Annotated in this window: 24 protein-coding genes, 1 tRNA gene and 1 pseudogene; 16 read left to right on the top strand and 10 right to left on the bottom strand. The window is 51.0% G+C overall.

Annotation, left to right across the window (positions count from 1 at the left end):
* Positions 1–17 precede the first annotated feature (17 nt).
* A tRNA-Arg gene (locus B152_RS0108085) sits at positions 18–94 on the top strand.
* Positions 95–213: 119 nt separating this feature from the next.
* Here the strand turns inward: B152_RS0108085 and B152_RS23010 are convergent.
* The 3 genes and pseudogenes from B152_RS23010 to B152_RS25800 form a co-directional block, all read right to left on the bottom strand.
* Positions 214–825: a class I SAM-dependent methyltransferase gene (locus B152_RS23010; RefSeq protein WP_157230980.1), complete on the bottom strand. Its 612-nt coding sequence runs from the start codon at positions 823–825 to the stop codon at positions 214–216.
* A 461-nt stretch (positions 826–1,286) separates the two neighbouring features.
* Positions 1,287–2,371 (bottom strand): IS3 family transposase gene (locus tag B152_RS0108075; protein ID WP_425402025.1). Its coding sequence is split into 2 segments (ribosomal slippage): positions 1,287–2,146 and positions 2,146–2,371, totalling 1,086 coding nucleotides; the frame shifts between segments, so codons are not numbered across the junction.
* 101 nt (positions 2,372–2,472) lie between these two features.
* A pseudogene (locus tag B152_RS25800) lies at positions 2,473–2,933 on the bottom strand (transposase); the annotation flags it as partial.
* 408 nt (positions 2,934–3,341) lie between these two features.
* Here B152_RS25800 and B152_RS0108060 point away from each other — a divergent pair.
* Positions 3,342–3,587, top strand: a complete 246-nt coding sequence (locus tag B152_RS0108060) for an Lrp/AsnC family transcriptional regulator (RefSeq protein WP_020591897.1) — start codon at positions 3,342–3,344, stop codon at positions 3,585–3,587.
* A gap of 114 nt (positions 3,588–3,701) precedes the next feature.
* On the opposite strand, the gene B152_RS22995 is transcribed toward B152_RS0108060, so the two are convergent.
* From B152_RS22995 to B152_RS22990, 5 genes are read right to left on the bottom strand one after another with little or no spacing between them, the layout of a single operon-like run.
* A complete protein-coding gene (locus tag B152_RS22995) occupies positions 3,702–4,955 on the bottom strand; it encodes an enoyl-CoA hydratase/isomerase family protein (RefSeq protein WP_020591896.1) in 1,254 nt (417 codons plus the stop codon).
* Between the two features lie 12 nt (positions 4,956–4,967).
* On the bottom strand, positions 4,968–5,822 hold the full coding sequence (locus B152_RS0108050) for an alpha/beta hydrolase (protein WP_020591895.1): 855 nt from the start codon (positions 5,820–5,822) through the stop codon (positions 4,968–4,970).
* Complete coding sequence (locus B152_RS0108045; protein ID WP_020591894.1) at positions 5,819–7,024, bottom strand: acyl-CoA dehydrogenase; 1,206 nt, start codon at positions 7,022–7,024, stop codon at positions 5,819–5,821. Before B152_RS0108045 ends, B152_RS0108050 begins: the two co-directional genes overlap by 4 nt.
* A 46-nt stretch (positions 7,025–7,070) precedes the next feature.
* Positions 7,071–8,273, bottom strand: a complete 1,203-nt coding sequence (pcaF, locus tag B152_RS0108040) for a 3-oxoadipyl-CoA thiolase (RefSeq protein ID WP_020591893.1) — start codon at positions 8,271–8,273, stop codon at positions 7,071–7,073.
* On the bottom strand, positions 8,266–9,411 hold the full coding sequence (locus tag B152_RS22990) for a 3-hydroxyacyl-CoA dehydrogenase (protein ID WP_020591892.1): 1,146 nt from the start codon (positions 9,409–9,411) through the stop codon (positions 8,266–8,268). The genes pcaF and B152_RS22990 overlap by 8 nt, the downstream gene beginning before the upstream one ends.
* On the opposite strand from B152_RS22990, the gene B152_RS26610 reads away from it, so the two are divergent.
* The 14 genes from B152_RS26610 to B152_RS0107970 all read left to right on the top strand — a co-directional run bounded on the left by B152_RS26610 (position 9,344) and on the right by B152_RS0107970 (position 22,177).
* Positions 9,344–9,526, top strand: a complete 183-nt coding sequence (locus B152_RS26610) for an SWIM zinc finger family protein (protein ID WP_425402024.1) — start codon at positions 9,344–9,346, stop codon at positions 9,524–9,526. The genes B152_RS22990 and B152_RS26610 overlap by 68 nt on opposite strands.
* 145 nt (positions 9,527–9,671) lie before the next feature.
* Positions 9,672–11,966 (top strand): bifunctional salicylyl-CoA 5-hydroxylase/oxidoreductase, encoded by a 2,295-nt coding sequence (locus tag B152_RS0108030; protein ID WP_020591891.1) that lies wholly within the window; start codon positions 9,672–9,674, stop codon positions 11,964–11,966.
* On the top strand, positions 11,963–12,709 hold the full coding sequence (locus tag B152_RS0108025; RefSeq protein WP_020591890.1) for an SDR family NAD(P)-dependent oxidoreductase: 747 nt from the start codon (positions 11,963–11,965) through the stop codon (positions 12,707–12,709). Before B152_RS0108030 ends, B152_RS0108025 begins: the two co-directional genes overlap by 4 nt.
* Positions 12,706–13,176, top strand: coding sequence for a MarR family winged helix-turn-helix transcriptional regulator (locus B152_RS0108020; RefSeq protein ID WP_020591889.1), 471 nt, complete (start codon positions 12,706–12,708; stop codon positions 13,174–13,176). Before B152_RS0108025 ends, B152_RS0108020 begins: the two co-directional genes overlap by 4 nt.
* The gene (locus B152_RS0108015; protein WP_020591888.1) at positions 13,173–13,985 is read left to right on the top strand and encodes an enoyl-CoA hydratase family protein; all 813 of its coding nucleotides are present in this window, start codon (positions 13,173–13,175) and stop codon (positions 13,983–13,985) included. Before B152_RS0108020 ends, B152_RS0108015 begins: the two co-directional genes overlap by 4 nt.
* The gene (locus B152_RS0108010) at positions 13,985–15,142 is read left to right on the top strand and encodes an acyl-CoA dehydrogenase family protein (RefSeq protein ID WP_020591887.1); all 1,158 of its coding nucleotides are present in this window, start codon (positions 13,985–13,987) and stop codon (positions 15,140–15,142) included. The genes B152_RS0108015 and B152_RS0108010 overlap by 1 nt, the downstream gene beginning before the upstream one ends.
* Positions 15,139–16,761 carry an AMP-binding protein gene (locus B152_RS0108005; protein ID WP_020591886.1) on the top strand — a complete coding sequence of 541 codons (1,623 nt, stop codon included), beginning with the start codon at positions 15,139–15,141 and terminating at the stop codon, positions 16,759–16,761. The genes B152_RS0108010 and B152_RS0108005 overlap by 4 nt, the downstream gene beginning before the upstream one ends.
* 71 nt (positions 16,762–16,832) lie before the next feature.
* The gene (locus B152_RS0108000) at positions 16,833–17,975 is read left to right on the top strand and encodes an ABC transporter substrate-binding protein (RefSeq protein WP_020591885.1); all 1,143 of its coding nucleotides are present in this window, start codon (positions 16,833–16,835) and stop codon (positions 17,973–17,975) included.
* Between the two features lie 63 nt (positions 17,976–18,038).
* A complete protein-coding gene (locus B152_RS0107995) occupies positions 18,039–18,959 on the top strand; it encodes a branched-chain amino acid ABC transporter permease (protein WP_020591884.1) in 921 nt (306 codons plus the stop codon).
* On the top strand, positions 18,952–19,932 hold the full coding sequence (locus B152_RS0107990) for a branched-chain amino acid ABC transporter permease (protein WP_020591883.1): 981 nt from the start codon (positions 18,952–18,954) through the stop codon (positions 19,930–19,932). Before B152_RS0107995 ends, B152_RS0107990 begins: the two co-directional genes overlap by 8 nt.
* Positions 19,925–20,674 carry an ABC transporter ATP-binding protein gene (locus B152_RS0107985; RefSeq protein WP_020591882.1) on the top strand — a complete coding sequence of 250 codons (750 nt, stop codon included), beginning with the start codon at positions 19,925–19,927 and terminating at the stop codon, positions 20,672–20,674. Before B152_RS0107990 ends, B152_RS0107985 begins: the two co-directional genes overlap by 8 nt.
* The gene (locus B152_RS0107980; protein ID WP_020591881.1) at positions 20,671–21,354 is read left to right on the top strand and encodes an ATP-binding cassette domain-containing protein; all 684 of its coding nucleotides are present in this window, start codon (positions 20,671–20,673) and stop codon (positions 21,352–21,354) included. The genes B152_RS0107985 and B152_RS0107980 overlap by 4 nt, the downstream gene beginning before the upstream one ends.
* Positions 21,354–21,770, top strand: coding sequence for an acyl-CoA thioesterase (locus B152_RS0107975; protein WP_020591880.1), 417 nt, complete (start codon positions 21,354–21,356; stop codon positions 21,768–21,770). The genes B152_RS0107980 and B152_RS0107975 overlap by 1 nt, the downstream gene beginning before the upstream one ends.
* Positions 21,767–22,177, top strand: coding sequence for a RidA family protein (locus B152_RS0107970; RefSeq protein WP_020591879.1), 411 nt, complete (start codon positions 21,767–21,769; stop codon positions 22,175–22,177). Before B152_RS0107975 ends, B152_RS0107970 begins: the two co-directional genes overlap by 4 nt.
* A 90-nt stretch (positions 22,178–22,267) precedes the next feature.
* Here the strand turns inward: B152_RS0107970 and B152_RS0107965 are convergent, their stop codons facing one another.
* On the bottom strand, positions 22,268–22,477 hold the full coding sequence (locus B152_RS0107965) for a cold-shock protein (protein ID WP_020591878.1): 210 nt from the start codon (positions 22,475–22,477) through the stop codon (positions 22,268–22,270).
* A gap of 610 nt (positions 22,478–23,087) precedes the next feature.
* Positions 23,088–25,664 (bottom strand): ATP-binding protein, encoded by a 2,577-nt coding sequence (locus B152_RS25210; RefSeq protein ID WP_020591876.1) that lies wholly within the window; start codon positions 25,662–25,664, stop codon positions 23,088–23,090.
* Positions 25,665–25,828: the final 164 nt, after the last annotated feature.

Raw genomic sequence — 25,828 nt, 5'->3', positions numbered from 1 at the left:
AACCGATCAAAAGTTTCGCGCCCGTAGCTCAGCTGGATAGAGCAACTGACTTCTAATCAGTAGGTCGCAGGTTCGAATCCTGCCGGGCGCACCAGATATCAAGGCCTTAGCAAGATAACGCTAAGGCCTTTGTTGTTGTGGCTGGAAAAAGAGCTTTCTTAATATGGTATCAGAGGTGAGTCCATAGAGCTTGTTATAACTTTTACCGGGAAACTATTTGATGACCTTCAGGCTTGCTTGCCCCTGATTGGTCTTTGAAAGCGGTTGAACAGAACGTTTGTATTTGGTGATCCATTCCAGCAAGGCCTTCCATTCACCCTCTTTCCAGCTTTCATACCCTATTCCGGGGCAGTCCAATAATTCATCAAAAGTGATTATGGTCCCGGGTAAAATTCTTTCGTTTAGGAGGCCGAGAATGGTTTTGGTTGAGGAATAGAGATCACAATCTACATGGATAAAAGAGACAGGTCCTTCATGTTCAGCAAGCCAATTGGGTAAGGAATTTTCAAACAGGCCAACAACGAGTTCGACATTGCCGGATGTGTCAGGCAGAGCTTCCAGAGCAAACCATTTTTGTGGCGTTACATTGGTTTTGTCGTAAGACCTGTACCAGGGTTCAGGAAGCCCTTGAAAGGAATCAAAGCCCCAGAACTTATGGGCTGGATTGGCATCTGCCAGTGAATTAAGGGTGACAGCCTTATAGACACCAAACTCCAGGGAATATCCCGAGAACATTGAGAGTGTGGCGCTATCATGAAGGTGTTGGAGGCGGCTCTCATAGGTTTTTGAGCGGGAAAAACCTTCAAGTAATGCAGTCTCGTTCATAAAGTCCGGTCTCCAACTGGTAATTTTTGTGTCATTTGTGGGGATCATTGCCTCTTCTTTTTAATAAAGGGCAATGCTACCTACTTGTTGATCTATAAGGAATAACTTTTAAGGTTTCAGCTTTGTTTTTCTAAGAGACAATAAAGCTGGGGAAGAGGTTCAAGGGAATATGACAAAAATTACAGAGCACCAAATTAAGACGCGGACTCACTATCCATACAACAACGTAAATTTTTTTCAGGTGCTGAGTAAAATAGAGCAACTGTCTTCTAATCAGTAGATCATAAGTTTCAACTCTGCCAAGTGTGTCAAAAAAACAAGGTCCTGCTCATATCTTTAATGGGTATGGTGTTGTTACAGTTATTTTGGCTGATCCAAAAATATTATAATTGAATTGAAGTGGCCCCTATATGTTGGACAGGTTGGCAGCAATTTTAAGGTGGGATGCCTGAGTTCCATATTTAAGCTGCCATACCGTTCATCGGGTTTAGCCCCGATGAACGGTAGTAAACCCAATCTGGCGGGACGCCGTCAAGTGCGGAATGGGGACGTTCTTTATTGTAATCTTTGATCCATGCCCCAATTTTACGGCGTGCCTCACGGCCATCCTCAAAGTCATAAAGATAGACACATTCATATTTCAAGCTGCGCCACAGCCGCTCAATAAAGACATTATCCATCCATCGCCCCTTGCCATCCATAGAGATTTTAATCTTGGCCTCTTGCAAGGCTTCAATCCAGTCATGACCTGTGAACTGGCTGCCCTGATCTGTATTAAAAATCTCGGGCACAGGATAGTTCGACAAGGCCTCTTCCAGGGCTTCAACGCAAAAGCTGGCTTCCAGAGAGTTTGAGAGCCGCCACGACAGAACCTTTCGGCTGTACCAGTCCATAATGGCAACAAGGTAGAGAAAGCCACCTCGGATGGGAATATAGGTGATATCCGAGCACCAGACCTGATTCGGTCGAATAATGTCCAGATGCCTTAATAAATAGGGATAGATCTTGTGTTCTGGATGAGGTTTCGAGGTGTTCGGTTTTTGATAAATTGCATCCAACCCCAACAGTTTCATCAAGCGTCGAATGCGTTTGCGACCGACACTATAGCCCTGCATGCGCAGCCATCTCATCATTTGACGAGATCCAAAAAAAGGCTTCTCCATGAATGTTTCATCAATCATTCGCATGAGCTTCAGATTGTACGCCCCTTCTCCCTTGCAAACAGAATAGAACGTCGAACGAGGGATTTTCAACAGCGCGCATTGACGGGTCAGAGAGAGCTTTTCATTGCACTGTATCATCGCCTTCCGCCGCTCCCGAGTGAGCGTTTGAAGGCCCGTGACAAAAAATCGTTTTCTACTGCTAACTCCCCGATCTTGGCATGAAGTTCCTTGATTTCACCCTCATGATTATCGGCTTGCTTGTCCTGCCTTCTGGAGAATATATCGGCCATATTTTCCAGAGCTTTTTTCTTCCATGTACTGATTTGGTTGGGATGTACATCGTATTTACGGGCAAGTTCAGGAAGCGTAAATTCTTCACGCAAAGCCTCTAACGCGACCTTGGCTTTAAATTCGGCGGATAAATCCTCTCAAAAATCGGCTATCTCACCTTAACACCCTGTCCAGTTTTTGGGGACCATCTCTGGAGGCGGCGGTACCCAAATCGTCTGCGCTCTGATGATAGTTCTACCAGCCGTTTACGAAGCTGTGTGTCATCAGGACGCTTGGATTGGTAGCGATAAACACGCGGGGCAATACCCACCAAGTCACAGGCTTTGCGTTGAGAATAATCTTTCACTTTCATGGCCCAGCTCACTGCTTTTTTTCTGGAGCCAGGCCTTAGAAGTTTTTTCCAAGCATTTCTTTCAAGGTAGCAACATCAAGCATTTGTTCTGCCAGTAACTTCTTAAGCTTCTGATTCTCTGCTTCAAGGGACTTCAAACGCTTGGCTTCTGATACTTCAAGCCCGCCATATTTTGAACGCCAGTTGTAAAATGTGGCATCGCTTATGCCGTGCTTCCTGCAAAGCTCTCGGGCTGATATACCAGCCTAGTGTGTTTTCAAAATACCGATAATCTGCTCTTCGCTGAAACGGGATTTCTTCATTTAATCTCTCCTTCTGTGGAAAAGACTAACTTAAAATCGGGAACATTTCAGGGGAGCAGGTCAAGAACTCACCAATTCTAATTGTTCCCAAAGCACAGGGCTCACCAAATTTGATCTTTTCATTATCCGAGATTAAAATTGAGAAGGCTGACATAATTAACTCTTTATTTTCTTTGGTAACTCTGAATTCGAAGCCCATGAGTTGTTGGCATTTTTATCAAATATCATCTAGCTATTTATTATGATGAGTCGCGCGATTTTAAGCTGATGTCATCTTTTTACAAGGGTGTAAAATTTGACTATGGTCAGTGCATATTAAATGAATGATGTTTTATAAAGTACTGGAAAATCTTGCCTATTTGCGGTTATACTCCCTTGTAAAGACAATGACATTCTGGTTGGAAAACAATGAATACGACATTCGTGATGGTTAAGTGTGAACTGGGCAAGGTTTATGACGTTGCCGCTGATATTGCCGACCGGGTTGATCCGCCGCCTGCGACCTATTCGATTTCCGGCGAGTACGATCTGATGCTGGTGTTCCACCTTGATTCCGAAATCGATGTCGGGCGTTTTATCACCAGCGAAGTCCAGACCATTCCGGGTATCCGCGATACCTATTCGATTGTCGGGTTTAAAGCTTTTTCCGGGTAAAGTCAGAAGCGACACCTTAATTATACAAACATGCTGTTCTGAAGGAGAAGTCTTTGGCTTCTCCTGTTTGCTTTTCTGATTTTATAGCAGGGTGAAAAGGGGGAGGTGAAGCCTCTATTTTTGCTGCAGGTACATTGGCCCACCACGCCAGCGCGGGAAGGCAAAACAGCTGACCAGAACGGCGTCGATACTCTCGTTTGTAAGATCAGGGGTTTCTGTGACCAGTTTCTGCCCCTCACTTTGCAGGGTAAGAAGCAGCCGTGTAATGATCATTTGCCGTGTCTCGTCGGTTGTATCAGTTGCCTCTCTGACCATGAGGTCAGCCAGCAGGCCAAAATCCTTTTGCTCGGATTGGCTCGGGTTTGCAAACTCGGGAATATCATCTTTTATTGACCGGAGTTCCCGGTTATAGGCGGCCATCAAACGCTGTCCTAAAAGACCATCGTGCAGGAAAGAATTACCCTCGCTCAGATCCGAAATGCCTGTGGGTTTCAGCTGTTTAAACAACGCTTTTTCAGCAAAGAAGATATAGCGCAGGGCTTTGGACTGCTCGCCCTGTTTCAATCTGTTAAAGCGTTCCCTTTCGCTCAGCAAGGCCTCTGCTGCAGAGAGTGTAGTTGCCTCCTGTACTGCGGCAAGGGCTTCGACTGGGGCAAGCTGTCCCGCTTTTTTCTCCGTGATTTGTCTTTTCAGGCTTTCCAGATCGCCAGCGGCAAGCGGGGCAGACGCCGGGCGCTGTGACAGGGGCAAGGGCAAGTTTTTTTTCAATAGCGCCTTGGCAAAGGCCAGGGCCTGCTCCCGCAGAGTTATTTCAGGTTCATCGGGAATGATCTTGTCAAGTAGTCCCCATGCCAGTGCGTCTTCTGCGTTGATAATCTTCCCAGTCGAAATCATCTCCATGGCCGGGCGGGTGGCAATCAGGCGGGGTAGACGCACGGTGCCACCTGCGCCGGGAATCAGGCCCAGATTAACCTCGGGAAAGCCAAATTTTGCCGTGGCGACAGCCAGACGGTAATGACAGCCCAGGGCAACTTCCAGCCCGCCGCCCAGGGCGGTGCCATGGATCGCGGCAATCCAGACTTTACTAGACTGTTCCAGCCGGGGGATTACATCGGATAAAATCGGCTCGACAGGGGGTTTGTTGAACTCTGTAATATCAGCCCCGGCGATAAAGGTCCGGCCTGCACAGATCAGAACCACGGCCTGAATGGCGGGATCGCGGTCAATTTCCTCTGCGGCAGCGACCAATCCGCTGCGCACGGCGTGGCTTGTGGCATTCACCGGGGGATTGTCGATGGTCACAAGGGCGATCTTGCCTTCACGTACAAGCGACACCAGACCGTCGATAGGATCGGACGCAGACTTCATGGGCAGGTCCCTTTACTTCTGTTGCAGCAGACAATTGGTCAGGGCTGAGTCCGGATTTGCCAGATCGTTGATAACATCAAAATGGTGTTTTTCGGACTGATGCCTGATTTCGGTTTCGGCACCCAGCCCTGCCCAGACGGTGGCGAGCAGGTCATTTTGCAAGAGGAAAGCCGGGCGCTCGTCTGCACCGACCCAGCAGCTGATCGGGCAATTCCCGGCTGGCTGGTGCAGGGCAGCACTTTCGTTTTGTGCCTCTGTGGCGTCCAGTTGCAAGATCTTGTTCATTTCGGTATGCAACAGCGGGCGCAGGTCATGCAGACCACTGATCGACAGCACATGCCCCAGTCGTTGCCTGATCGCGGGCGGCAGCGGGCTGTCTGCACAGACCATGCGTGATACCAGATGCCCGCCAGCAGAATGCCCGGACAGGTGAATAGGTCCGGATATACGCAGGGCGGCGAAGCTGATCGCTGCGGCAATTTCCCCGGTCATGGTCGAAATTCGTGCTTCCGGGGCGAGACTGTAACTGGGCAAGCAAATCGCCCAACCCTGTTCAACCGCGCCTCTGGCAAGATGAGACCAGGTCGATTTGTCAAAGGCTTTCCAGAAGCCACCATGAACAAAGACAGCCAATCCTTTTGGGTCTGATGAGGCTGTCGAGGGGGCAGGCAAAAAGAGATCCAGTTTGTTGCGCGGGCCTGTCCCATAAGCCAGATCTAGCTCTGCTCGGCCCGCTGCGCTCATTTCCTCCCGGAATGACAGGGCCAGGGCATTCCAGCGCGGCGGATACTCTCTGGCCCCGTCGATATGCCCGGCGTTGTCATAGGCATCATTCCAGTCGGTAATCATCGGCAGATCTCTTTTCATTGAAACGCCTGCAGTCCTGTCTGGGCCCGACCAAGGATCAGGGCGTGGATATCGTGTGTGCCCTCATAGGTGTTGACCGCTTCAAGGTTCATGACGTGGCGGATTACTCCATATTCATCGGACACTCCGTTGCCCCCATGCATGTCGCGGGATACCCGGGCAATGTCCAGCGCCTTGCCACAGTTGTTGCGCTTCATCAGGCTGATCAGTTCCGCCGGGGCGACATTGCGGTCGAACAGCCGCCCGAGCCTGAGTGCCCCCTGCAGGCCGAGACTGATTTCGGTCTGCATGTCCGCCAGTTTTTTCTGCACCAGCTGGGTTTGGGCCAGCGGCCGTCCAAACTGTTTGCGGTCAAGGGTATAGCTACGGGCGGCATGCCAGCAGGCCTCTGCCGCACCCATGGCGCCCCAGGCGATGCCATATCTTGCACGGTTGAGACAACCGAAAGGCCCAGCTAGTCCTTGCACGTGGGGCAGCAGATTTTCTTCGGGGACAAAAACCTCGTCCATCTGGATCATTCCGGTGATCGAGGCGCGCAACGAAAACTTGCCTTCGATCTTTGGCGCGGCCAGTCCCTGCATGCCCTTTTCCAGAATGAATCCCTTGATCTTGCCGTCGTGTTTGTCTGACTTGGCCCAGATGACAAAAACATCGGCAATGGGTGAGTTGGTAATCCAGTTTTTTGCCCCGGATATCAGATAGCCACCATCCACAGCCTTGGCCCGGGTGATCATCGAACCGGGATCAGATCCATGATCCGGCTCGGTCAGGCCAAAACAGCCGACCCATTCCCCGGCGGTCAGTTTGGGCAGATACTTCAGACGTTGTTCTTCGGTGCCATAGGCAAAGATCGGATGAATAACCAGACTGGACTGAACCGACATGGCGGAGCGATAGCCGCTGTCGATCCGCTCGACCTCGCGGGCAACCAGACCATAAGAAACATAGTTCGTACCAACCCCGCCGTACTCTTCGGGAATAGTTGACCCCAGCAGCCCCAGCTCACCCATTTCAGACATGATTTCCCGGTCAAACTTTTCGTGTCTGTTGGCTTCGATAACCAGGGGAGCCAGCTTGTCGGCGCAATAGGCGGCGGCGCTGTCGCGGATCATGCGCTCTTCTTCTTCCAGCTGATCCTCGAGCAGGAACGGGTCTTCCCATTTTAGCGCTTCGGGTTTCTTTCGGGCTTCTTCCGGTGTCATTGTTTGGGTTTCCCTGATCTGGTTTGTGCTATTTTGGTTGTTTGGGTCAAACTCTGGCAAGGGCAAGGGCGACACCCTGGCCAACACCGACGCAAAGGCTTGCTAAGGCTGTCCTGGCGTTCCCTTCGGATAGGGCGCGGCTGGCGGACAGAACCAGTCGTGCCCCGGTCATGCCAAGAGGGTGCCCCAAGGCGATGGCTCCGCCGTTCGGATTAACTGTCGCTGCATCATCAGCCAGCTTCCAGGCCCGCAGACAGGCAAGGGCCTGGGCGGCAAAAGCCTCGTTCAGTTCGATGTGGTCAAAGGACGTGGCTGTCTGCCCGGTCAGGGCCGTGAGCCTTTCCAGCGCAGCAATGGGGCCAAGGCCCATCAGACGGGGCGCGACACCTGCAGATGTTGCGGCAGTAAAGCGGGCCAGCGGCATCAGATTGTGGGTCTTGACCGCTGATTCAGAGGCCAGCAACAGGGCACAGGCTCCATCATTGACACCGCTGGCATTCCCCGCCGTGACCGTACCGGGAGAGCGAAAGGGTGTGGGCAGGCTGGCGAGTTTGTCGAGGCTGGTTTCGCGCGGATGTTCATCGCGGCTGACGATCAGATCGGGTCCCTTGCGCTGTTTGATGGAAACCGGGCTGATCTCCGCCTCGAAATAACCTTCCGTCTGGGCGCGAGTCGTGCGTTGCTGGCTGCGCAGGGCAAAGGCATCCTGATCGGTGCGGGTAATACCATAGGCTTCGGCCACGTTTTCAGCGGTTTCTGGCATGCTGTCGATGCCGTATTCGCTGGCAATGGCCTTGTGGACAAAGCGCCAGCCAATGGTGCTGTCAAAGATTTCCGGGGCGCGACCAAAGGCGGTTTCGGATTTGGACATGACAAAGGGCGCGCGGGACATGCTTTCGACGCCCCCGGCGATAATTATCTCGGCTGCGCCACACTGGATGGTCCGGGCAGCAGAGATCACCGCATCAAGGCCAGAGGCACAGAGCCGGTTGACCGTCAGGGCAGGGACCGTTTCGGGCAGGCGGGAAAGCAGTACGGCCATTCGGGCAACATTGCGGTTGTCTTCCCCGGCCTGATTGGCGCAACCGAAGACAACTTCATCAACTGGAAGGTCGTCTGTTCCCTCAAGCAGGGCGTTGATTACCCCGGCGGCAAGATCATCTGGGCGCTGGCTGCTGAGGGCGCCGCCGTATCTACCGATCGGGGTGCGTTTGCCCTGACAAATGAAAACCTGCTTGAGTTCAGTCATGATGGCTACCTGTAAGGTTTGGGGCGATGGTATAGCGCTCTTTTAAATGGTCAGGCGCTGAGTGGTGCAGCTTTTCAAGGAGGGCAATCGTGGCGCTGCGTTTGTCACCTGTTGCCATGGCAAAAGGACCGCGGGGGAAATTCAACCCCAACAGCAGCGCCTGGTCAATATCCGCTCGCGATGCCGTGCTCTCGGCCTCGACAAAATGGGCCTCGTTGATCAGGGTGGCCTCGATCCGCGCGACAATGCTGGCGGCGGCTTCGGGGGAAAGTTCTGTAACCGAGGCCTTGGGCAGGGTGAAGCCTTCGCCGGATTTCTGACCGAACTTGCCTGCATCAACCTGCTGTTTCAGACGGTCAAAGGGCTGATAGCGCGGGTGGCGTTCCAGCGCTTCCCATACGCTCAGCGTGGCGGCATAGTTGATGTCAGCCCCGACCAGATCAATCAGCTCGAAGGGGCCAAGGCGATAGCCCGCGCTGTGCAGGGCGGTATCTATCTGGGCTGCGGTGAAATTACCTTCTTCCAGAATACAGAGTGCCTCGCCGTAATAGGGGCGGGCGCAGCGGTTGACGACAAAACCCGGACGGTCCTTGGCCCGGATCGGCTGTTTGCCGATTTTCCGGGCGAGCTGCATAACCCTCGTGATGACCGCTTCCGGAGTTTCAGGCGTTTCGATCACCTCGACCAGTTTCATGATATGTGGCGGGTTAAAAAAATGCATGCCGACAAGCCGGGACTTATGAAGCAGCCCGGCGGCGATTTTTGTAACCGACAGCGAAGAGGTGTTGGTGCAAAAGAGGGTATCGCTGCGGCAGATGGCCTCCAGTCTGGCAAACAGCCCGGCCTTGACCTCCAGCTGTTCGACGATGGCTTCGATCACCAGATCCGCAGACGCCAGACTCTCCAGCGTGAGTTCAGGCGTGATCCGGGCGAGAACAGCGGTTTTATCTTCAGGCGTCATCAGATTGCGGGCGATGGCCTTGTCCAGGGTCGCGGCAATGGCTTGTCGGGCCGTCTCAAGTGCGGCCTCATTGGTATCGACCAGCACGACCCTGTAACCGCCAGTCGCCATGATCTGGGCAATTCCCCGCCCCATGGCTCCTGCGCCAATTACACCGATGACAGTGCCGTCATTCATTATTAATCGCCTCTCGATAAGTATCATCGCAAAATACTATTGTACCTGTCTTCTGACTAACCTGCTTTGCAGGCATACCCTGAAAGTTTTTCTTTTGAGGATAGCGCCAGCATAAAACATTTCAAGCTTAAATATTTTATGCTTGAAATAAAAATTCACTTGGGTCTATGATTGGGTAACAAGCAATAAAACAGTCAGTAAAAGAATAACCAAAAATTCTGACTTGTATTCAGGTATGTATTCTGCGGGAGGACGCGCAAATGAAGATTGTCTGTCTTGGGGGCGGTCCAGCCGGGCTCTACTTTGCCATCAGCATGAAGCTCAAGGATCCCACGCATGAAGTTGTGGTGATTGAGCGTAACAACGCCGAGGACACCTTCGGCTGGGGCGTGGTTCTGTCAGATGATGCTTTGGGTAATATGCTCGAAAACGATCCTGAGAGCGCCGAGCAGATCCGTGAGAACTTTGCCTATTGGGATGATATCGCCGTGCATCACAAGGGCACGCGCACCGTTTCCGGTGGGCACGGTTTTGCCGGGATCAGCCGCAAGCAGATGCTGATTATTCTTCAGGCCCGAGCTCGCGAGTTGGGCGTGGATCTACGCTTCGCAACCCTGTTCGGTCCGGTCGAGGACTATAAAAAAGAATTTGATCTGGTTGTCGCCGCTGACGGTATCAATTCGGCTGTGCGCAATGAATACAAAGAGCAGTTCCAGCCCGATGTTGATGTCCGGCTGTGCAAGTTTATCTGGCTCGGCACCCATCAGAAATTCAATGACGCCTTTACCTTTATCTTTGAAGAGACCGAGCATGGCTGGGTCTGGGTACACGCCTATCAATTCGACGACAATACCGCGACGGTGATTGTTGAATGCACGGATGAAACCTGGAACAATTTTGGCTTTGCCGATATGTCCAAGGAAGAAACCATCGCGACTTGCGAGAGGGTCTTTGCCAAATACCTTGACGGTAATGCCCTGATCTCCAATGCCGATCATCTTCGCGGTTCTGCTGTCTGGATGAATTTCCCAAGGGTTATCTGTGAGAAATGGCACCATGACAATGTGGTGTTGATGGGGGATGCTGCGGCAACCGGACATTTTTCCATAGGTTCGGGCACGCGCCTTGCTTTCGACAGTGCGATCTCTCTGGCGAATTATCTTGATCATGAAACCTCGATGGAGACGGCTTTTGAGCGCTATCAGGAAGAACGCCGCGTTGAAGTCCTGCGATTACAATCTGCTGCAAGAAACTCGCTTGAATGGTTCGAAAATGTGGAACGCTATGTCGATTTTGATCCGGTGCAGTTCAACTATGCTCTGCTGACAAGATCACAACGGATCAGTCATGAAAACCTCCGGGTTCGCGACAAGGAGTGGCTGGAATCTGCTGAAGACTGGTTCCAGATCCAGGCGGGACAACCCCCGGGTTCTGGCAAGGCACCGATGTTTACGCCATTCAAGATCGGGAATCTTGAAGTGAAAAACCGGATCGTGGTTTCACCTATGGCCCAATATAAAGCTGTCGATGGTGTGCCTGGGGACTGGCATTTTGTTCATTATGCCGAGCGGGCCAAGGGAGGTGCCGGACTGGTCTATGTCGAGATGACCTGTGTCAGCGCCGATGCCAGGATCACGCCAGGCTGCCCGGGCTTGTACAGCCCGGAACAGGAAGCGGGCTGGAAGAAGCTTGTGGATTTTGTCCACAGGGAAACGGAAGCAAAAATCTGCTGCCAGATTGGCCATGCGGGGCGCAAGGGCTCAACGCAACTCGGTTGGGAGGAGATGGATGCCCCGCTGGCCGAGGGGAACTGGTCATTGCTTTCAGCTTCAGCCATACCTTGGTCAGTAAATAATGCCGTTCCAAAAGCAATGGACCGTGAAGATATGACAGAGGTGCGAGATCAGTTTGTGAATGCCACTAAAATGGCAGCGCGTTCCGGTTTTGATATGATTGAACTTCATGCCGCGCATGGGTACCTGATATCTTCTTTCATATCGCCGCTGTCTAATATCCGTGAGGATGAATATGGTGGCAGCCTTGAAAACCGGATGCGTTATCCTTTGGAAGTCTTCATGGCAATGCGGGCGGTCTGGCCTGCCGATAAACCGATGTCTGTTCGTATCTCCGCTGTGGATTGGGTTGATGATGTTGGCATCACACAGGACGATGCTGTGGAAATCGCCCGTCTGTTCCACGAAGCCGGCGTTGACATTATTGATGTTTCTGCCGGGCAGACTTCGAAAGAGGCAAAGCCGGTTTATGGACGTATGTTCCAGACGCCCTTTGCCGATCGTATTCGCAACGAGTTGGGAATTGCGACCATGGCGGTGGGCAATATTTACGAGCCAGATCATGTCAATTCAATCCTGATGGCCGGGCGTGCAGATCTGGTGTGTATGGCACGTCCTCATCTGGCTGATCCTTACTGGACCCTGCATGCCGGGGCGAGCCTGGGCGAGAAAAGTCTGCAATGGCCCGCTCCCTATCTGGCAGGGCGTGACCAGCTCTATCGCTTGGCAGAAAAAGCCGAAGCCATGGTGGTACGGGCATGACAGAGTTGACGGGAAAAACTGTGCTGATCACCGGGGGTGGCAGTGGGGTTGGTGCTGTTATGGCGGCAAGTTTTGCGGCTGCTGGCGCAAAGGTCTGGATTGCTGGACGCCGGGAAGACAAGCTCCGGGCGACCGCTGCAAAAGACCCGGTTATTTCCTATGTTGTGGCAGATGTAACGGATGAAAAATCCGTCGCCAATATCTATGCGACAGCAGGGCAGATCGATATTGTGATTGCCAATGCGGGGATGTCGGGGAGTGCACCGCTGCATAAAACCAGCCTGGAAGACTGGCAAAACACCCTTGCGGTTAATCTGACCGGAACCTTTTTGACCTTTCGCGATGGGCTGCAGCAAATGCCGCAACAAGGAGGACGCCTGATTGCGGTTGCCTCTACTGCTGGCCTGAAGGGCTATGCCTATGTTGCCCCCTACACCGCTGCGAAACATGGTGTCGTTGGACTGGTGCGTGCGCTTGCACTGGAAGTGGCCAAATCGGGCACCACGGTTAATGCCATCTGTCCCGGGTTTCTGGATACGGAGATGACAGAGAAATCGATAGAAAACATTGTGGCAAAGACAGGAAAGACCGCTGACCAGGCTCGCCAGATTCTTGCCGATAACAACCCGCAAAAACGCTTGATTCAACCACAGGAGGTTGCTGATACGGCTTTGTGGCTTTGCCGGGATGCTGCCCGGTCAATCAATGGGCAGGCGATCGCCCTTTCTGGAGGAGAGATATGACCTTGCCATCCAGCAAAAGCGATATGTCCTTGAACAAGCGGCGCTTGCGCATGTGGATCCGCATGTTGCGGACAACAAGGTTTGTTGAAGCCCGGTTGCGCGAGTTTCTCCGGGATAATTACGATACCACCTTGCCCCGATTTGATGTGATGGCAGCACTCTATCGCAGCTCAGACGGTCTGAAGATGAGCGAATTGTCAAAGCTGCTGCTGGTTTCGAACGGTAACGTGACCGGGATCATTGAACGTCTGGTTACCGATGGCCTTGTACTTCGGGTAAATGTCGAGGGAGATCGACGGGCGATGCTGGTGTGCCTGACCGCGCATGGTCGTAAGGTGTTTGAAGGGATGGCCCGGGATCATGAGGCCCTTATTAATGATCTTTTCGCAGAACTGGACGACGAAGATCTGGATGGATTGGTTCCGGTACTCAGCCGGTTGAAAGCTATAGAGGACAAAAAATCATGACGGCAATGGCAGACCTTTCCCCGAAACATTTCAAGTGGCGCATGGAAGATTCCGTCGCTGTGATCCAGCTTGACCGTCCTGAGCGAAAAAACCCGCTGACTTTTGAAAGTTATGCAGAACTGAGAGATACCTTTCGGAATCTGGTTTATGCAGAGGACATCAATGCCGTTGTTTTTGCCTCCAATGGCGGAAACTTCTGTTCTGGTGGGGATGTCCATGAGATTATCGGACCTCTGGTCGGAATGGACATGAAAGAGCTTCTGGCCTTTACCCGGATGACCGGAGATCTGGTCAAGGCCATGCTGAACTGTGGTAAACCAATTATTTCGGCAGTGGACGGCGTATGTGTTGGTGCTGGTGCCATTATCACCATGGCTTCGGATCTGCGTCTGGCGACCCCGGATGCCAAGACCGCATTCCTTTTTACAAGGGTTGGGTTGGCCGGTTGTGATATGGGGGCCTGTGCCATTCTTCCCCGGATTATCGGACAGGGCAGGGCGGCGGACCTGCTCTATACCGGGCGAAGTATGTCAGCGAAAGAAGGGCATGACTGGGGGTATTTCAATGCCCTGCATCCTGCGGAAGAGCTGGAGGAACAAGCACTTGTTCTGGCCAAGCGTATTGCTTCCGGGCCGACCTTTGCCAATGGGATTACCAAGACCCAGTTAAATCACGAATGGAACATGTCGCCGGATCAGGCGATCGAAGCAGAAGCCCAAGCCCAGGCAATCTGTATGCAGACGCGGGATTTTGAGCGTGCCTATCATGCCTTTGTCGCCAAGAAAAAACCTGTATTCGAGGGAAATTGATGGCTGATACATCATTTCTAAACTGGCCCTTTTTCGAGAGCCGCCACCGCGAACTGGTCGAACAGCTTGAAGTGTGGTGCAAAGGTAATCTCCCGGTTGATCACAGCGACGTTGATTCTGCTTGTCGTGGTCTGGTTTCATCTTTGGGCGCCGCGGGGTTTCTAACCCATTCTGGAGCGACCGGGCAGGAACGCCTTGATGTTCGCTCTCTCTGTCTGATCCGCGAGACTCTGGCCCGGTACGATGGGCTGGCTGATTTTTCCTTTGCCATGCAGGGGCTGGGAATGGGGGCGATTTCCCTGTTCGGTTCCGGGGAGCAACGTGACTGGCTGAGACAAACCCGCGCAGGCAAGGCGATATCGGCCTTTGCCCTGACCGAGCCTGCTTCGGGATCTGATGTCGCGAACATCCAAATGTCGGCAGAAAGTACGGATGATGGTTTTGTTCTCAGTGGCGAGAAAACCTGGATTTCAAATGGAGGAATTGCTGATCTCTATGTTGTTTTTGCCCGAACAGGAGAGGCTGCAGGAGCAAAAGGTCTGTCCGCGTTTCTGGTGCCAGCCAGTACGGCTGGGCTGACGGTTGAGGAACGGCTGGAGGTTATTGCACCACATCCTCTGGCGCGGTTGAAATTTGACAGGGTCAAACTCCCCCGTTCAGCTCTGATTGGTGAAGCGGGCAGCGGCTTCAAGATTGCCATGTCGGTTCTGGATGTATTTCGCTCAACCGTTGGGGCTGCCGCGCTTGGTTTTGCCCGACGGGCGCTGGAGGAAACACTGAAACGCTGTGCTGACCGCCAATTGTTTGGGGCTCCGATGCATGAACTGCAGATGATCCAGGGGCATATTGCAGAAATGGCTGTGGATATCGATGCTTCGGCCCTGCTGGTTTATCGTGCCGCCTGGACCAAAGACACGGGCGCTGCAAGAGTGACGCGTGAGGCCGCCATGGCCAAACTCTTTGCGACAGACCAGGCACAAGGCGTTATTGACAAAGCAGTACAGATCCACGGTGGGGACGGGGTGCGCAAGGGCAGCGTTGTCGAAAGCCTTTACCGGGAAATACGTGCCCTTCGTATTTATGAAGGGGCCTCAGATGTTCAGAAAATAGTTATCGCGCGGCAGGAAATCAGCAGAAAACAGGGAGAAAACAAATGATGTTGGGGCCATCTGCTCATGTTGACAGCTTTACCCGCGATAACTTGCCACCTCCGGAAAGCCAGCCGGAATATCTGAGGGAAAACTTCCAGTATCCTGAATATCTCAACGCGGCTGTATGTTTAACCAATGACATGGTTGATCAGGGATTTGGCGATCATACGGCCCTGATTGGCAACGGTCGCCAGCGTACCTATAAAGAACTGACCGACTGGACCAATCGAATTGCTCATGCCCTGGTTGAGGACTTTGGAGTGAAGCCCGGGCACCGCATTCTGATCCGCTCTGCCAACAACCCGGCGATGGTGGCCTGCTGGCTTGCAGCAACCAAGGCAGGGGCGGTTGTGGTCAATAGCATGCCAATGTTACGGGCAGGAGAGCTTGCCAAAATTATCGACAAGGCCGAGATTGCCCTGGCACTTTGTGATACCCGGTTGATGGATGAACTTGTCATTTGTGCCAAGGAAAGCAGCTATCTCAAAAAAGTAGTCGGCTTTGATGGTACTGCCAATCACGATGCGGAACTTGACCGGGTTGCCCTGGGAAAACCGGTTCAGTTCTCTGCTGTGCAAACCGGTCGGGATGACGTTGCATTGCTGGGCTTTACCTCGGGTACCACAGGAAATCCCAAGGCGACCATGCATTTCCACCGAGATTTGCTGACCATTGCCGATGCTTATGCCAAGGAAGTCTTGCAGGTCACACCAGAGGATGTTTTTGTCGGATCACCTCCGCTGGCCTTTACCTTTGGTCTGGGTGGGTTGGCCGTCTTCCCGCTTCGTTTTGGGGCAACCGCGACGCTGCTTGAAAATGCCTCTCCGCCAGAAATGATCAAGATTATAGAGACCTATGGAGCAACAATCTGTTTTACGGCGCCAACGGCCTATCGGGTGATGCTGAAAGCCATGGACCAAGGAGCGGATCTCTCGAGCCTGCGCTGCGCAGTATCGGCCGGGGAGACCCTGCCTGCAGCCGTGTTCGATGAATGGGTTGCCAAAACCGGGAAGCCGATCCTGGATGGAATAGGGGCAACCGAACTCTTGCATATCTTTATCTCCAACAGGTTGAACAGTGCCAAAGCCAGCAGTACCGGACGCGTGCTGACGGGTTATCAAGCGATTATTGTTGATGAAAAGATGAATGAAGTTCCACGCGGGGAAGTTGGCCGCCTTGCGGTAAAGGGCCCGACGGGCTGCCGATATCTGGCGGATAGTCGTCAGCAGGAGTATGTCTGTGAAGGCTGGAATTTAACCGGAGACAGTTTCTATCAGGATGAAACGGGAGAGTTTCATTTTGTTGCCCGCTCCGATGATATGATTGTGTCGTCTGGCTACAACATTGCGGGGCCAGACGTAGAACAGGCGCTGTTGCTTCACCCCAGTGTTATGGAATGTGCAGTAGTCGGTGCCCCGGATGATGTTAGGGGAATGATCGTTGAAGCTCATGTTGTTTTGCGCGAAGGTGTTCTCGCAGACGATGACACGGCAGAAACACTAAAAAACCATGTGAAAGAAACTATTGCCCCTTATAAATACCCCAGGGTGATCCGGTTCCTAAACGAATTACCAAAAACCCAGACCGGGAAAATCCAAAGGTTTAAATTGAAGCAGAAATCATAGATTATGCTTCAAAAATAACGAGCACGAAAATGTGCCGATCAATATTAACAGGAGCTCTTAGGGAGACGAGAATGAAAAGATTTGTGAGTGCGGGGGTTTTGGCCCTCATGGCCGCAACGTCAATGACGGCGGTATCTGCTCTGGCAGAAACCAAGGTAGGAATGATTACAACATTATCCGGTGGTGGATCGCATCTTGGTATTGATGTGCGCGATGGTTTTATGCTGGCGATCGAGCAGTCAAAAAGCGATGTCGAGGTGATAATCCGCGATGATGCCCGCAAGCCGGAACTGGCCAAGTCGCTGGCGAATGAGATGTTGCAGAAAGAAAAGGTAGACATCCTCACCGGAATTATCTGGTCCAATTTGGCGATGGCAGTGATCCCTGAGGTGGTCCGGGATGGAACAATCTATCTCTCTCCCAATGCCGGCCCTTCTGCCCTGGCTGGAAAGCTTTGCAACGAGAATTATTTTAACGTTGCCTGGCAGAATAATAACCTGCATGAGGCCATGGGTGCCTACATGAAGAAGGAAGGCTTGAAAGCTCCCTTTATTATTGCCCCGAATTACCCTGCCGGTGTGGATGCCCTTACTGGATTCAAATCATATTATGGCGATGTTGAGGGAGAGCTTTTTACCAAGCTTGGTCAGACCGATTATGCGGCTGAAATCGCCCAGATCAAAGCGTCCAAAGCGGACAGCGTTTTCTTCTTCCTGCCTGGCGGGATGGGGATTTCTTTCATGAAACAGTATGGTGGCGCAGAGGTCGGGTTACCTGTCTTCGGCCCTGCTTTCTCGTTTGACGAGGTTATTCTGGGGGCGGTTGGTGATGCGGCTATTGGCGTGAAAAATACGTCCCAGTGGGCGCATGATATGGATAACGCCGCCAATGTGGCTTTTGTTAAGAGCTTCAAAGAAAAATATGGCCGGACACCTACACTCTATGCTTCTCAGGGGTTTGATACCGCCAATCTGATGCTCTCTGCCCTTGCCAAGGCAGCTCCTTCCGATGCTGAAGCATTTCGGGCAGCATTGAAAGCAGCCGAGTTTGAATCTGTCCGGGGGGCATTTAAATTTGGTTCAAACAACCATCCGATTCAGAACATCTATATTCGGGAAGTTGTTGCTGGTGCCGACGGCAAACCAACCAACAAACTGGCTGGTATTGCGATTGAAAACCTTCAGGATGCCTATGCATCCGAGTGCAAAATGTAAGCACTGGTGTGTGCTCCCGCTCAAAAAAATGGGCGGGAGAATGCATCACAAGGGGAAGTTTTTATGAGTATTGCACTGGTTTTGGAGCAGCTCCTGAACGGAGTTCAGCTGGGCGTCATGCTGTTTACAATGGCTTCTGGGCTGACTCTGGTTTTCGGGGTCATGGGGTTGATCAATCTGTCTCACGGATCTCTCTATATGATGGGAGCTTTTATCTGTGCCTATGTGGCAGGGATCACAGGATCTTTCTGGGTCGGGCTTCTGGCTGGAGCCCTGGGAGCGGGAGTTATGGGCGCCATTATCGAGCTGGTCGTGATCCGCAGACTTTATGACAGAGATCACCTGGATCAGGTTTTGGCAACTTTTGCCTTGATCCTGATTTTTTCAGAAGGAACCAGCTGGATTTTTGGAGCATCTCCACTCTGGCTTGATATGCCTGATCTGCTTGGTGGATCTGTATCTCTTCCGGGGGGAGTGACCTATCCGCTCTATCGTTTGATGATTATCCTCGTAGGTATTCTTATTGCTATCGGGCTGTATCTTCTGATTTCCCGGACCCGAATTGGCATGCGTATCCGGGCGGGTGAAAATGACCGGGAAATGATCGGGGCACTCGGTGTGAATATTTCAGCGCTTTATACCTTTGTATTTGCGGTTGGAGCAGTTCTTGCCGGATTGGCTGGATCCTTGTTGGGGGTGTTGCAATCAGTACAGGTCGGCATGGGAGAACCGATGTTGATCCTGGCTTTTGTCGTGATTGTAATCGGAGGCATTGGCTCAATCAAAGGAGCTCTGGTCGGGGCTCTGCTCGTCGGTGTTGTTGATACGATGGGGCGAATTTTCCTGCCGAGCCTGTTTAGCCTGATACTTGATAACGCGGATGCGACCAGTGTGGGTTCTGCTTTGGCATCAATGCTGATCTATCTTCTTATGGCCGTGGTTTTGGCGGTGAAACCAAAAGGATTGTTCCCTGCAAATGCGTAAACTCAGTCGTGAAAGCTGGATCAACTCGGTTCTGGTGTTGTTACTGGCGCTGGCTCCGCTCTGCGCCAGCCTGCTTGATGAGCCCTATTATGTAAGCCTTGCTTCCCGGGTGGTTATCATTGCCATGGCCGCTGTGGGGCTTAACCTTGCTTTGGGTTTCGGGGGGCTTATCAGTTTTGGCCATGCAGCATTCTTTGGTCTGGGAGGCTATGTTGCAGGCGTTGCTGCCTATCATGCTTTTGATGGTTCCTATTTCATTGGGGGGATTCCCGGCAGTGACCAGATGCCTGTGATATGGCTGGTTGCTGTTCTTGTGGCAGGGCTTGCCGCGGCATTTATTGGCGTGATCAGCCTGCGGACCCAGGGGGTCTACTTCATCATGATCACCCTGGCTTTTGCCCAGATGATTTATTATTTTGCCATCTCCTTTCCCACCTATGGCGGTGAAGATGGATTGTCAATTTATGTTCGTAACAGTCTGTTTTCTCTCGATACTTCAGATCCTCTCATCTTTTTCGGGATTTGCTTTTTTTCTCTTATGCTCTCGATTTTTTTCACCAGAAGACTTATGGGGTCTCGCTTTGGTGCGGCCCTGACCATGGCACGGCTGAATGAGGTACGCCTGGCAACCTCTGGCGTCGAACCCTTTCCGATCCGTCTGACCGCCTTTGTGCTTTCCGCAATGATTACCAGCGGGGCCGGGGCGTTATTTGCAGATCTGAATGGTTTTGTCAGTCCAAGTATGTTGAGTTGGCATCATTCGGGAGAACTCATGGTGATTGTTATTCTCGGTGGTGTCGGCAGGCTCTTTGGTCCCGTGGCGGGGGCAGTTGTCTTTGTCTTGCTGGAGACGTTCATTGGAGGATTTACCCAGCACTGGCAGTTCTTTCTCGGTTTGATTCTTTTGAGTGTTGTGTTGTTTGCCAATGGTGGATTAATTGGGCTTCTTGCCGGGAGGTCTCGCCATGACTGAAGCGGTTTTGCGTATTGAAAAGCTGCGAAAAAGCTTTGGTGCTCTGAAGGCAACGGATGATGTAACCCTTGATCTTAAACCTGGCGAAATTCATGCGTTAATCGGACCAAACGGGGCTGGAAAATCGACACTGATTGCCCAAATCTCTGGCGGATTATCCCCAGATTCCGGCCATATTTATCTCGGCCAGGAAAATGTAACCGGTTTGAGTATCGCGGCCAGGGCAAAAAGAGGACTGGGCCGTTGTTTCCAGATTTCTTCCCTGGCTATGCCACTGTCAGTACGGCGTAATGTGATGATGGCCAGCCAGGCCGTAACCGGGACCAGTTTCAGTTTCTGGAAACAGACAGACAGGGATCTGGAACAGTTGGAGGCGACAGAAAAAGTTCTTGCCCGGGTCGGGCTCTTGCCCCGGGCAGATGTTCCGGTTGCAGAGCTTTCCCATGGTGAACGGCGTCAGGTCGAAGTGGCCTGTGCGCTGGCTCTTAAACCCAAAGTTCTTCTTCTAGATGAGCCGATGGCGGGGATGGGGGCAGGGGGATCAGAAAGACTGACCGGGTTTCTGGAAGAACTTAAACAGGAAGTACCGATTCTGCTGGTTGAGCACGATATGGATGCGGTTTTCCGTCTGGCTGATCGGATCTCGGTTCTGGTTTATGGACAAATTATTGCGCAGGGCAGCGCAGATATGATCCGACGTGATCCGGTTGTTCGGGAAGCATATCTGGGGACGGAAGAATGATGTTGGAAGTTTCTCAAATAGAAACCTATTACGGACCGTCCCAAGCATTGTTTGGTGTGGACCTCTCGGTCGCAGCCGGAGAACTGGTTGCTCTGATGGGACGTAACGGTATGGGCAAATCCACGACCATCCGTTCGATCTGTCGCCTGACTCCTGCGAAAAGAGGACACATTGTTTTTGACGGGCAGGATCTGACTGGACTGCGCAGTTTTCAGGCTGCGCGATCCGGGATAGGCCTGGTTCCGGAAGGGCGTCGCTGTTTTGCCAGTTTGACTGTTTACGAAAATCTGGTTGCGACGGCACGATCGGGTGCTTGGGATTATGCAAAGGTTGTGTCGCTGTTTCCACGGCTGGGAGAGCGTGCCGGGCAGATGGCCGATACGCTTTCTGGCGGGGAACAGCAGATGTTGGCAATCGGTCGGGCATTGATGACCAATCCAAAGCTCCTGATCCTGGATGAAGCTACCGAGGGATTGGCGCCAGTTATTCGGCAGGAAATCTGGTCTGCCATACGTAGATTGAAGGGCGAAGGACAATCTTTACTGGTGGTAGACAAGACACTTTCCGAGCTGTTACCGCTTGCGGACAGCTGTGTCATTCTGGAGAAAGGGCGCAGTGTCTGGACCGGGCGTCCTGCCGCGCTTACGAACGATCTTCGTGATCAGTATCTGGGGGTATGATGGCTTTTAAACTTCCGGTTACCATCCGTTTTCAGCATTGCGACCCTGCCGGGATTGTTTTTTATCCCCGCTATTTCGAGATGTTTAACCTGACAATTGAAGAGTGGTTTGAGCAGGTTATTGGCAGCAGTTTTCACCAGATGCATCTCCATCAGAAGATCGCGGTTCCAACGGTTCGAATGGAGACCGAGTTTAAGGCCATGAGCAGGCTGGAAGATCTTGTGGTCTTTGGTCTCAAGATTACAGCGATCGGTAAAAGCAGTGTGAACTGTACTATAGAGGCTGTTTGTAACAACGAAGTACGCTGCACAAGCAAGATCACTCTTGTTTGTGTTGATATGACCACCAGCAAGGCCAGGATCTGGCCTGAACCTATCTTGTCTTCGATGAAAAAGTATTTAGAGGAAAGCAAATGACCGGGACTGTGCATCGACAACTTCAACCTCCGGGATGGCCGGTGGCCAAAGGCTATAGTAACGGGATAATTGCGGCGCGGGGACAAACGGTTTATCTGGCAGGAATTATCGGCTGGAATGAAAAAGAAGAGTTCGAGAGTGATGATTTTGCTGTCCAGTTTCGCCAGGCACTTCAGAATATTGTTGCAGTTCTTAAAGAAGCTGAGGCAAAACCCGAACATATTGTGCGGATGACATGGTTTATCCGGGATAAACAGGAGTATCTTTCATCGCTCAAAGCGGTTGGCGAAGCTTATCGGGAGGTTATCGGTCGCCACTATCCTGTAATGGCGGTGGTCGAGGTTAGTGCCTTTATGGAAGATCGGGCAAAATTAGAAATTGAAACAACAGCGGTTATTCCCGATTGATTTCCCGAACAGATTACATTGCTTGAAGTAACAACGGCCCCAGATTTTCATCCGGGGCCGTTGTTTTATGAAACAGGTTCTCTGGAGACCTTATTCAACGATAGACAGGTTCTCGGCAGAAGCTTTTCCGTTTTTGCCAGTTTCCAGTTCATAGGAAACTTTCTGTCCTTCATTGAGAGTGCTCAGGCCAGCACGTTCAACAGCAGAAATGTGAACGAATGCATCTTTGGAACCATCTTCGGGCTCGATAAAACCGTAGCCTTTAGTCGGGTTGAAAAATTTAACGACACCAATAGTCATGGTCATAATTCCTCTAACAGGAGGTTAGTATCTGCGTGTGTGATTATTTTCAACACGCTTTGGGTAGCGCTCACACTGTCAGGGGATAACTCAGCAAATCGGCCTGTCGGCTATTGAAGTAACACATAACAAATGTAAAACGATGAGCGGTATTTAGGTGAATCAGTGAAAAAGTCAAGATCCTCTGAACAAAAAAATCAGGAAGAATAGGGACGAAAAACACGGGATCTCGTTATATCTGTTTCTATAATAAACGAGGATAACGCAAAGGAAGCGGAACCAAATCACTTCCTGTAGAAGTACTGATCCCGCTTCTTGGGGTTAGTGGATAAATCTTATTTTCGGGAAGAGCTTCGGGTTTTTATCCGGCAGGGAATGGGTTCTTTTTGGACAGAAAGCAAAAGATAGCCAAGAAGGCAGATGAAGGGTAAGAGGGCCAGCCATTCCATGATTGTCATTCTCCCGAAGTTAAATAACGGGTTAAACTCTTTAGTGTAAATTGGGGCTCTAACACTGTGTGTGAGCTTGTGATCAGATTTCTTCTGATCTGGATTCTATTATTGCACCAAATCCTTTCCAGAAAGTTTCCAGAAGTTCAGGCCTGTTAATTTTATCCTCTTCCGATCAAACGGGCGAGGGGCAGAGTAACTGTCGCAGTGGTACCTTCATCAATTGTACTTTGTATTTCAAGGGTGCCTTGATGAAATTCTACCAGTTTTCTGGTCAGAGCCAGGCCAATACCTGTACCGGATGCTTCTGTCGTCATTGTCTGTCCAACCCGGAAGAAAGGCTCAAAGATTCTGACGATGTCTTTGGGCTCCATTCCTATCCCTGTATCGGTTACCTTTATTTGAACCCCGACTTCTTCCTGACTGGCTGAAAGGGTGACCCGGCCACCTGCAGGAGTGAACTTGATGGCATTGGACAGGAGATTTAAAAGAATTTGTTTAAGGGCTCTGGCATCGGCATAGAGGATAAAAGCCGGGATACGGTTTGTATCAAATTCCAATCTTTTTTCTGCAGCCGTTCCCTTGATGATCCGGTTGGTCTGCTCAACCACTTCAGCAAGATTGATGTTTTCTTCTTCCAGGCTATAACGTCCAGCCTCGATTTTGGAGAGATCGAGAATATCATTGATTATTTCAAGCAGCAGCGCCCCGCTGCTGTGAATATCTGAGACATAACCCAGGTATTTTTTATTTTCGAGCGGACCAAGAAGCTGTTGTTCCATAATTTCTGAATAGCCCAAGATGGCATTCAGCGGAGTCCTTAATTCATGGCTCATGTTTGCCAGGAATTCTGATTTTGACCTGTTCGCAAGATCGGCATTTTCAAGAGCGGTGACCAGAGCTTCCTGATCAAGGTGTCGCTGGGTTATGTCGCGTATTAAGATGACAACACTGGGACAGGTATTTTCCTTGTCAATAATGAGCGCTGAACGTGCTTCAAACCATCGGGGTGCACCATCCATTGGCATAAAGTATTCCAGGTTTTGAACCTTCTCGGTTGCGATGGTTTTACCAATGATACCCATCCAGAGTTCAACGGCCTTGCTGCCAGCCATTTCCGTCAGGTTTCGCCCGATCATCTGTTCTTTCTTCAGGAAGAGCAGATTTTGATCACCGTAGATGTCAATTACATCTCCCTTGCGCGAGTAGATGATACCAAGATCAGGCATCGCTGTAATATGAGCGCGCAAGTTGGCATCGCTTTTGTTCCGGGCTTCTTCGGTATGGACCAGATGTGTGACATCCAGCATGGTGCCTTCATAAAAGAGTATATTACCCTCTTCATCTCTGACAGCACGGGCAGTTTCGCTGACCCATTTATCTTCCCGGTTTTTCAGGCTTTTGATCTGGGAAACAAAACCTTCGACATAGCCTTCCTTGTCCATCTCCTGTTTAAATTCAAGGCGTCTGTCTTTATCTTTATACCAGTGATCATCATTGAAGTTTGCAAGGAGGATGAGCTCTTTTTCGCTTTCACAGCTGTTCAAACGGACAAGGTAGGGGTTTGCCTGGAGCAGCCGTCCGTCTGGTGTGGTCCGGTATATGCCGATAGCAGCATTCTCAATCATCTCGATGTAATTTTTTTCTGCCTTGTTTAATGCCTGGTTACGCAATTTCAGTTCCGCGTCGAGTTGCTTTACTGTTCGCCGTAGAGTGTGAAGGTCTCGTTTGAAAAAGAGTGCGATAATTACCATTAATCCAAAGGAAAGGAGGAGGGCGAGTATAATTGCTTGCTGACGTAATAGTTCAATTGGGCGTGTGATTTCAGTGTCGGGAGCGGAAAGGGCAATGACGAGCTGACGCGTATCGATGTTGATGCTGTGCCAGGAAATCAGTTTTCTGACGATTTTCTGACTATCCTGACGGGAAACAGAGAAATAGTATGCGTACTGGCCGGATGGTTCGGTTACAAGACGTTGGTCAATGCGCTGGAGATCCGGATATGCCTTGTGCAAATCATCAAAAATACTCCGGCCTATGATTTCTGTTTCGTGGTCATAAATCACAAGACCTTGCCCGTTTAACATGAATGCAGCGCCATATTCTCCCGAGCGCAGGGGTTTGATGTACTGTTGGGACATATAGGAGAGGTCGGCGAGGGTAACAGAAACAGCTGTTAACAGACCAGCTCGACGAACGGGGCGAAGAATAGCAAAAAACTGTTCGGTTTTTGTGACATGAAACGCGGGAACGATTGAAGAAATTTCCGGGGAGCTGAGAGCGGTCCAGTTTTGTCTTATCCAGGCATTAACCGTCGCCTCTATGAGGGAGAGGTTACTGTTTTTTTTCTCATCCAGTGTGCTTAGACGAAGAGTTTGTTGCCTATTATAAATCAGGATTCCAAGGATCTCTTTTTGGAAGTCGTGACTTTGTAAAAAAACTGAATCCAGATGACCTGGCGTTATATCTTCATTCAGGATATCGATGTCGAAATGATTTTCGAGTTCAAGAGAGAAGCGAAGGATATCATCCACAGTTTGCTGAAATGCTTGCGCAGCAATTTGTGTTTGCAGAAATTGCTGTTCATTAAAAACCTGCTCTTGCTGCAGAACAGCATTCTGCTCGAGTTTGAGCGTAATACCAACAAAAGAGAAAATTAGAAGAAAAGCCAGGGTAACATAAAGCAGAACAGCACTTCGACCAAACCTTCTCAAAGAGCTTTGAACGACGATGCTCATGCCTGTTTCTCTGACCTATATATGATAATATGAAACTCTCCATGATGAAATGAAGAGCTTGGAAAGCCATTGGAGTTATAGATTAGTGAGCCAGTTATTAATTTTAGCTAAATGAGAAAAATAAATTCCGGGCTCTACTTCCGGTTAGTAGGTCTCTGGGGTGT

Origin of the sequence: Kiloniella laminariae DSM 19542 (assembly GCF_000374005.1) — a bacterium.
Classification (GTDB): domain Bacteria; phylum Pseudomonadota; class Alphaproteobacteria; order Kiloniellales; family Kiloniellaceae; genus Kiloniella; species Kiloniella laminariae.
Note: the sequence above shows the minus strand (reverse complement) of the source record. Positions and strands in the feature narration are given on the sequence as shown.

Bases quoted from the DNA above. Each gene is read 5' to 3' on its own strand.
- B152_RS0108020 (WP_020591889.1), top strand. From the start codon at position 12,706: ATGACCTTGCCATCCAGCAAAAGCGATATGTCCTTGAACAAGCGGCGC.
- B152_RS0107970 (WP_020591879.1), top strand. From the start codon at position 21,767: ATGACCGGGACTGTGCATCGACAACTTCAACCTCCGGGATGGCCGGTG.
- B152_RS0108005 (WP_020591886.1), top strand. From the start codon at position 15,139: ATGATGTTGGGGCCATCTGCTCATGTTGACAGCTTTACCCGCGATAAC.
- B152_RS25210 (WP_020591876.1), bottom strand. From the start codon at position 25,664: ATGAGCATCGTCGTTCAAAGCTCTTTGAGAAGGTTTGGTCGAAGTGCT.
- B152_RS0108060 (WP_020591897.1), top strand. From the start codon at position 3,342: ATGAATACGACATTCGTGATGGTTAAGTGTGAACTGGGCAAGGTTTAT.
- pcaF (WP_020591893.1), bottom strand. From the start codon at position 8,273: ATGACTGAACTCAAGCAGGTTTTCATTTGTCAGGGCAAACGCACCCCG.
- B152_RS0107995 (WP_020591884.1), top strand. From the start codon at position 18,039: ATGAGTATTGCACTGGTTTTGGAGCAGCTCCTGAACGGAGTTCAGCTG.
- B152_RS0108045 (WP_020591894.1), bottom strand. From the start codon at position 7,024: ATGACACCGGAAGAAGCCCGAAAGAAACCCGAAGCGCTAAAATGGGAA.
- B152_RS0108030 (WP_020591891.1), top strand. From the start codon at position 9,672: ATGAAGATTGTCTGTCTTGGGGGCGGTCCAGCCGGGCTCTACTTTGCC.
- B152_RS0108015 (WP_020591888.1), top strand. From the start codon at position 13,173: ATGACGGCAATGGCAGACCTTTCCCCGAAACATTTCAAGTGGCGCATG.
- B152_RS0107990 (WP_020591883.1), top strand. From the start codon at position 18,952: ATGCGTAAACTCAGTCGTGAAAGCTGGATCAACTCGGTTCTGGTGTTG.
- B152_RS0107980 (WP_020591881.1), top strand. From the start codon at position 20,671: ATGATGTTGGAAGTTTCTCAAATAGAAACCTATTACGGACCGTCCCAA.
- B152_RS23010 (WP_157230980.1), bottom strand. From the start codon at position 825: ATGAACGAGACTGCATTACTTGAAGGTTTTTCCCGCTCAAAAACCTAT.
- B152_RS22990 (WP_020591892.1), bottom strand. From the start codon at position 9,411: ATGAATGACGGCACTGTCATCGGTGTAATTGGCGCAGGAGCCATGGGG.
- B152_RS0108050 (WP_020591895.1), bottom strand. From the start codon at position 5,822: ATGAAAAGAGATCTGCCGATGATTACCGACTGGAATGATGCCTATGAC.
- B152_RS0107965 (WP_020591878.1), bottom strand. From the start codon at position 22,477: ATGACTATTGGTGTCGTTAAATTTTTCAACCCGACTAAAGGCTACGGT.
- B152_RS0107985 (WP_020591882.1), top strand. From the start codon at position 19,925: ATGACTGAAGCGGTTTTGCGTATTGAAAAGCTGCGAAAAAGCTTTGGT.
- B152_RS0108010 (WP_020591887.1), top strand. From the start codon at position 13,985: ATGGCTGATACATCATTTCTAAACTGGCCCTTTTTCGAGAGCCGCCAC.
- B152_RS0107975 (WP_020591880.1), top strand. From the start codon at position 21,354: ATGGCTTTTAAACTTCCGGTTACCATCCGTTTTCAGCATTGCGACCCT.
- B152_RS22995 (WP_020591896.1), bottom strand. From the start codon at position 4,955: ATGAAGTCTGCGTCCGATCCTATCGACGGTCTGGTGTCGCTTGTACGT.
- B152_RS26610 (WP_425402024.1), top strand. From the start codon at position 9,344: ATGATCTGGGCAATTCCCCGCCCCATGGCTCCTGCGCCAATTACACCG.
- B152_RS0108025 (WP_020591890.1), top strand. From the start codon at position 11,963: ATGACAGAGTTGACGGGAAAAACTGTGCTGATCACCGGGGGTGGCAGT.
- B152_RS0108000 (WP_020591885.1), top strand. From the start codon at position 16,833: ATGAAAAGATTTGTGAGTGCGGGGGTTTTGGCCCTCATGGCCGCAACG.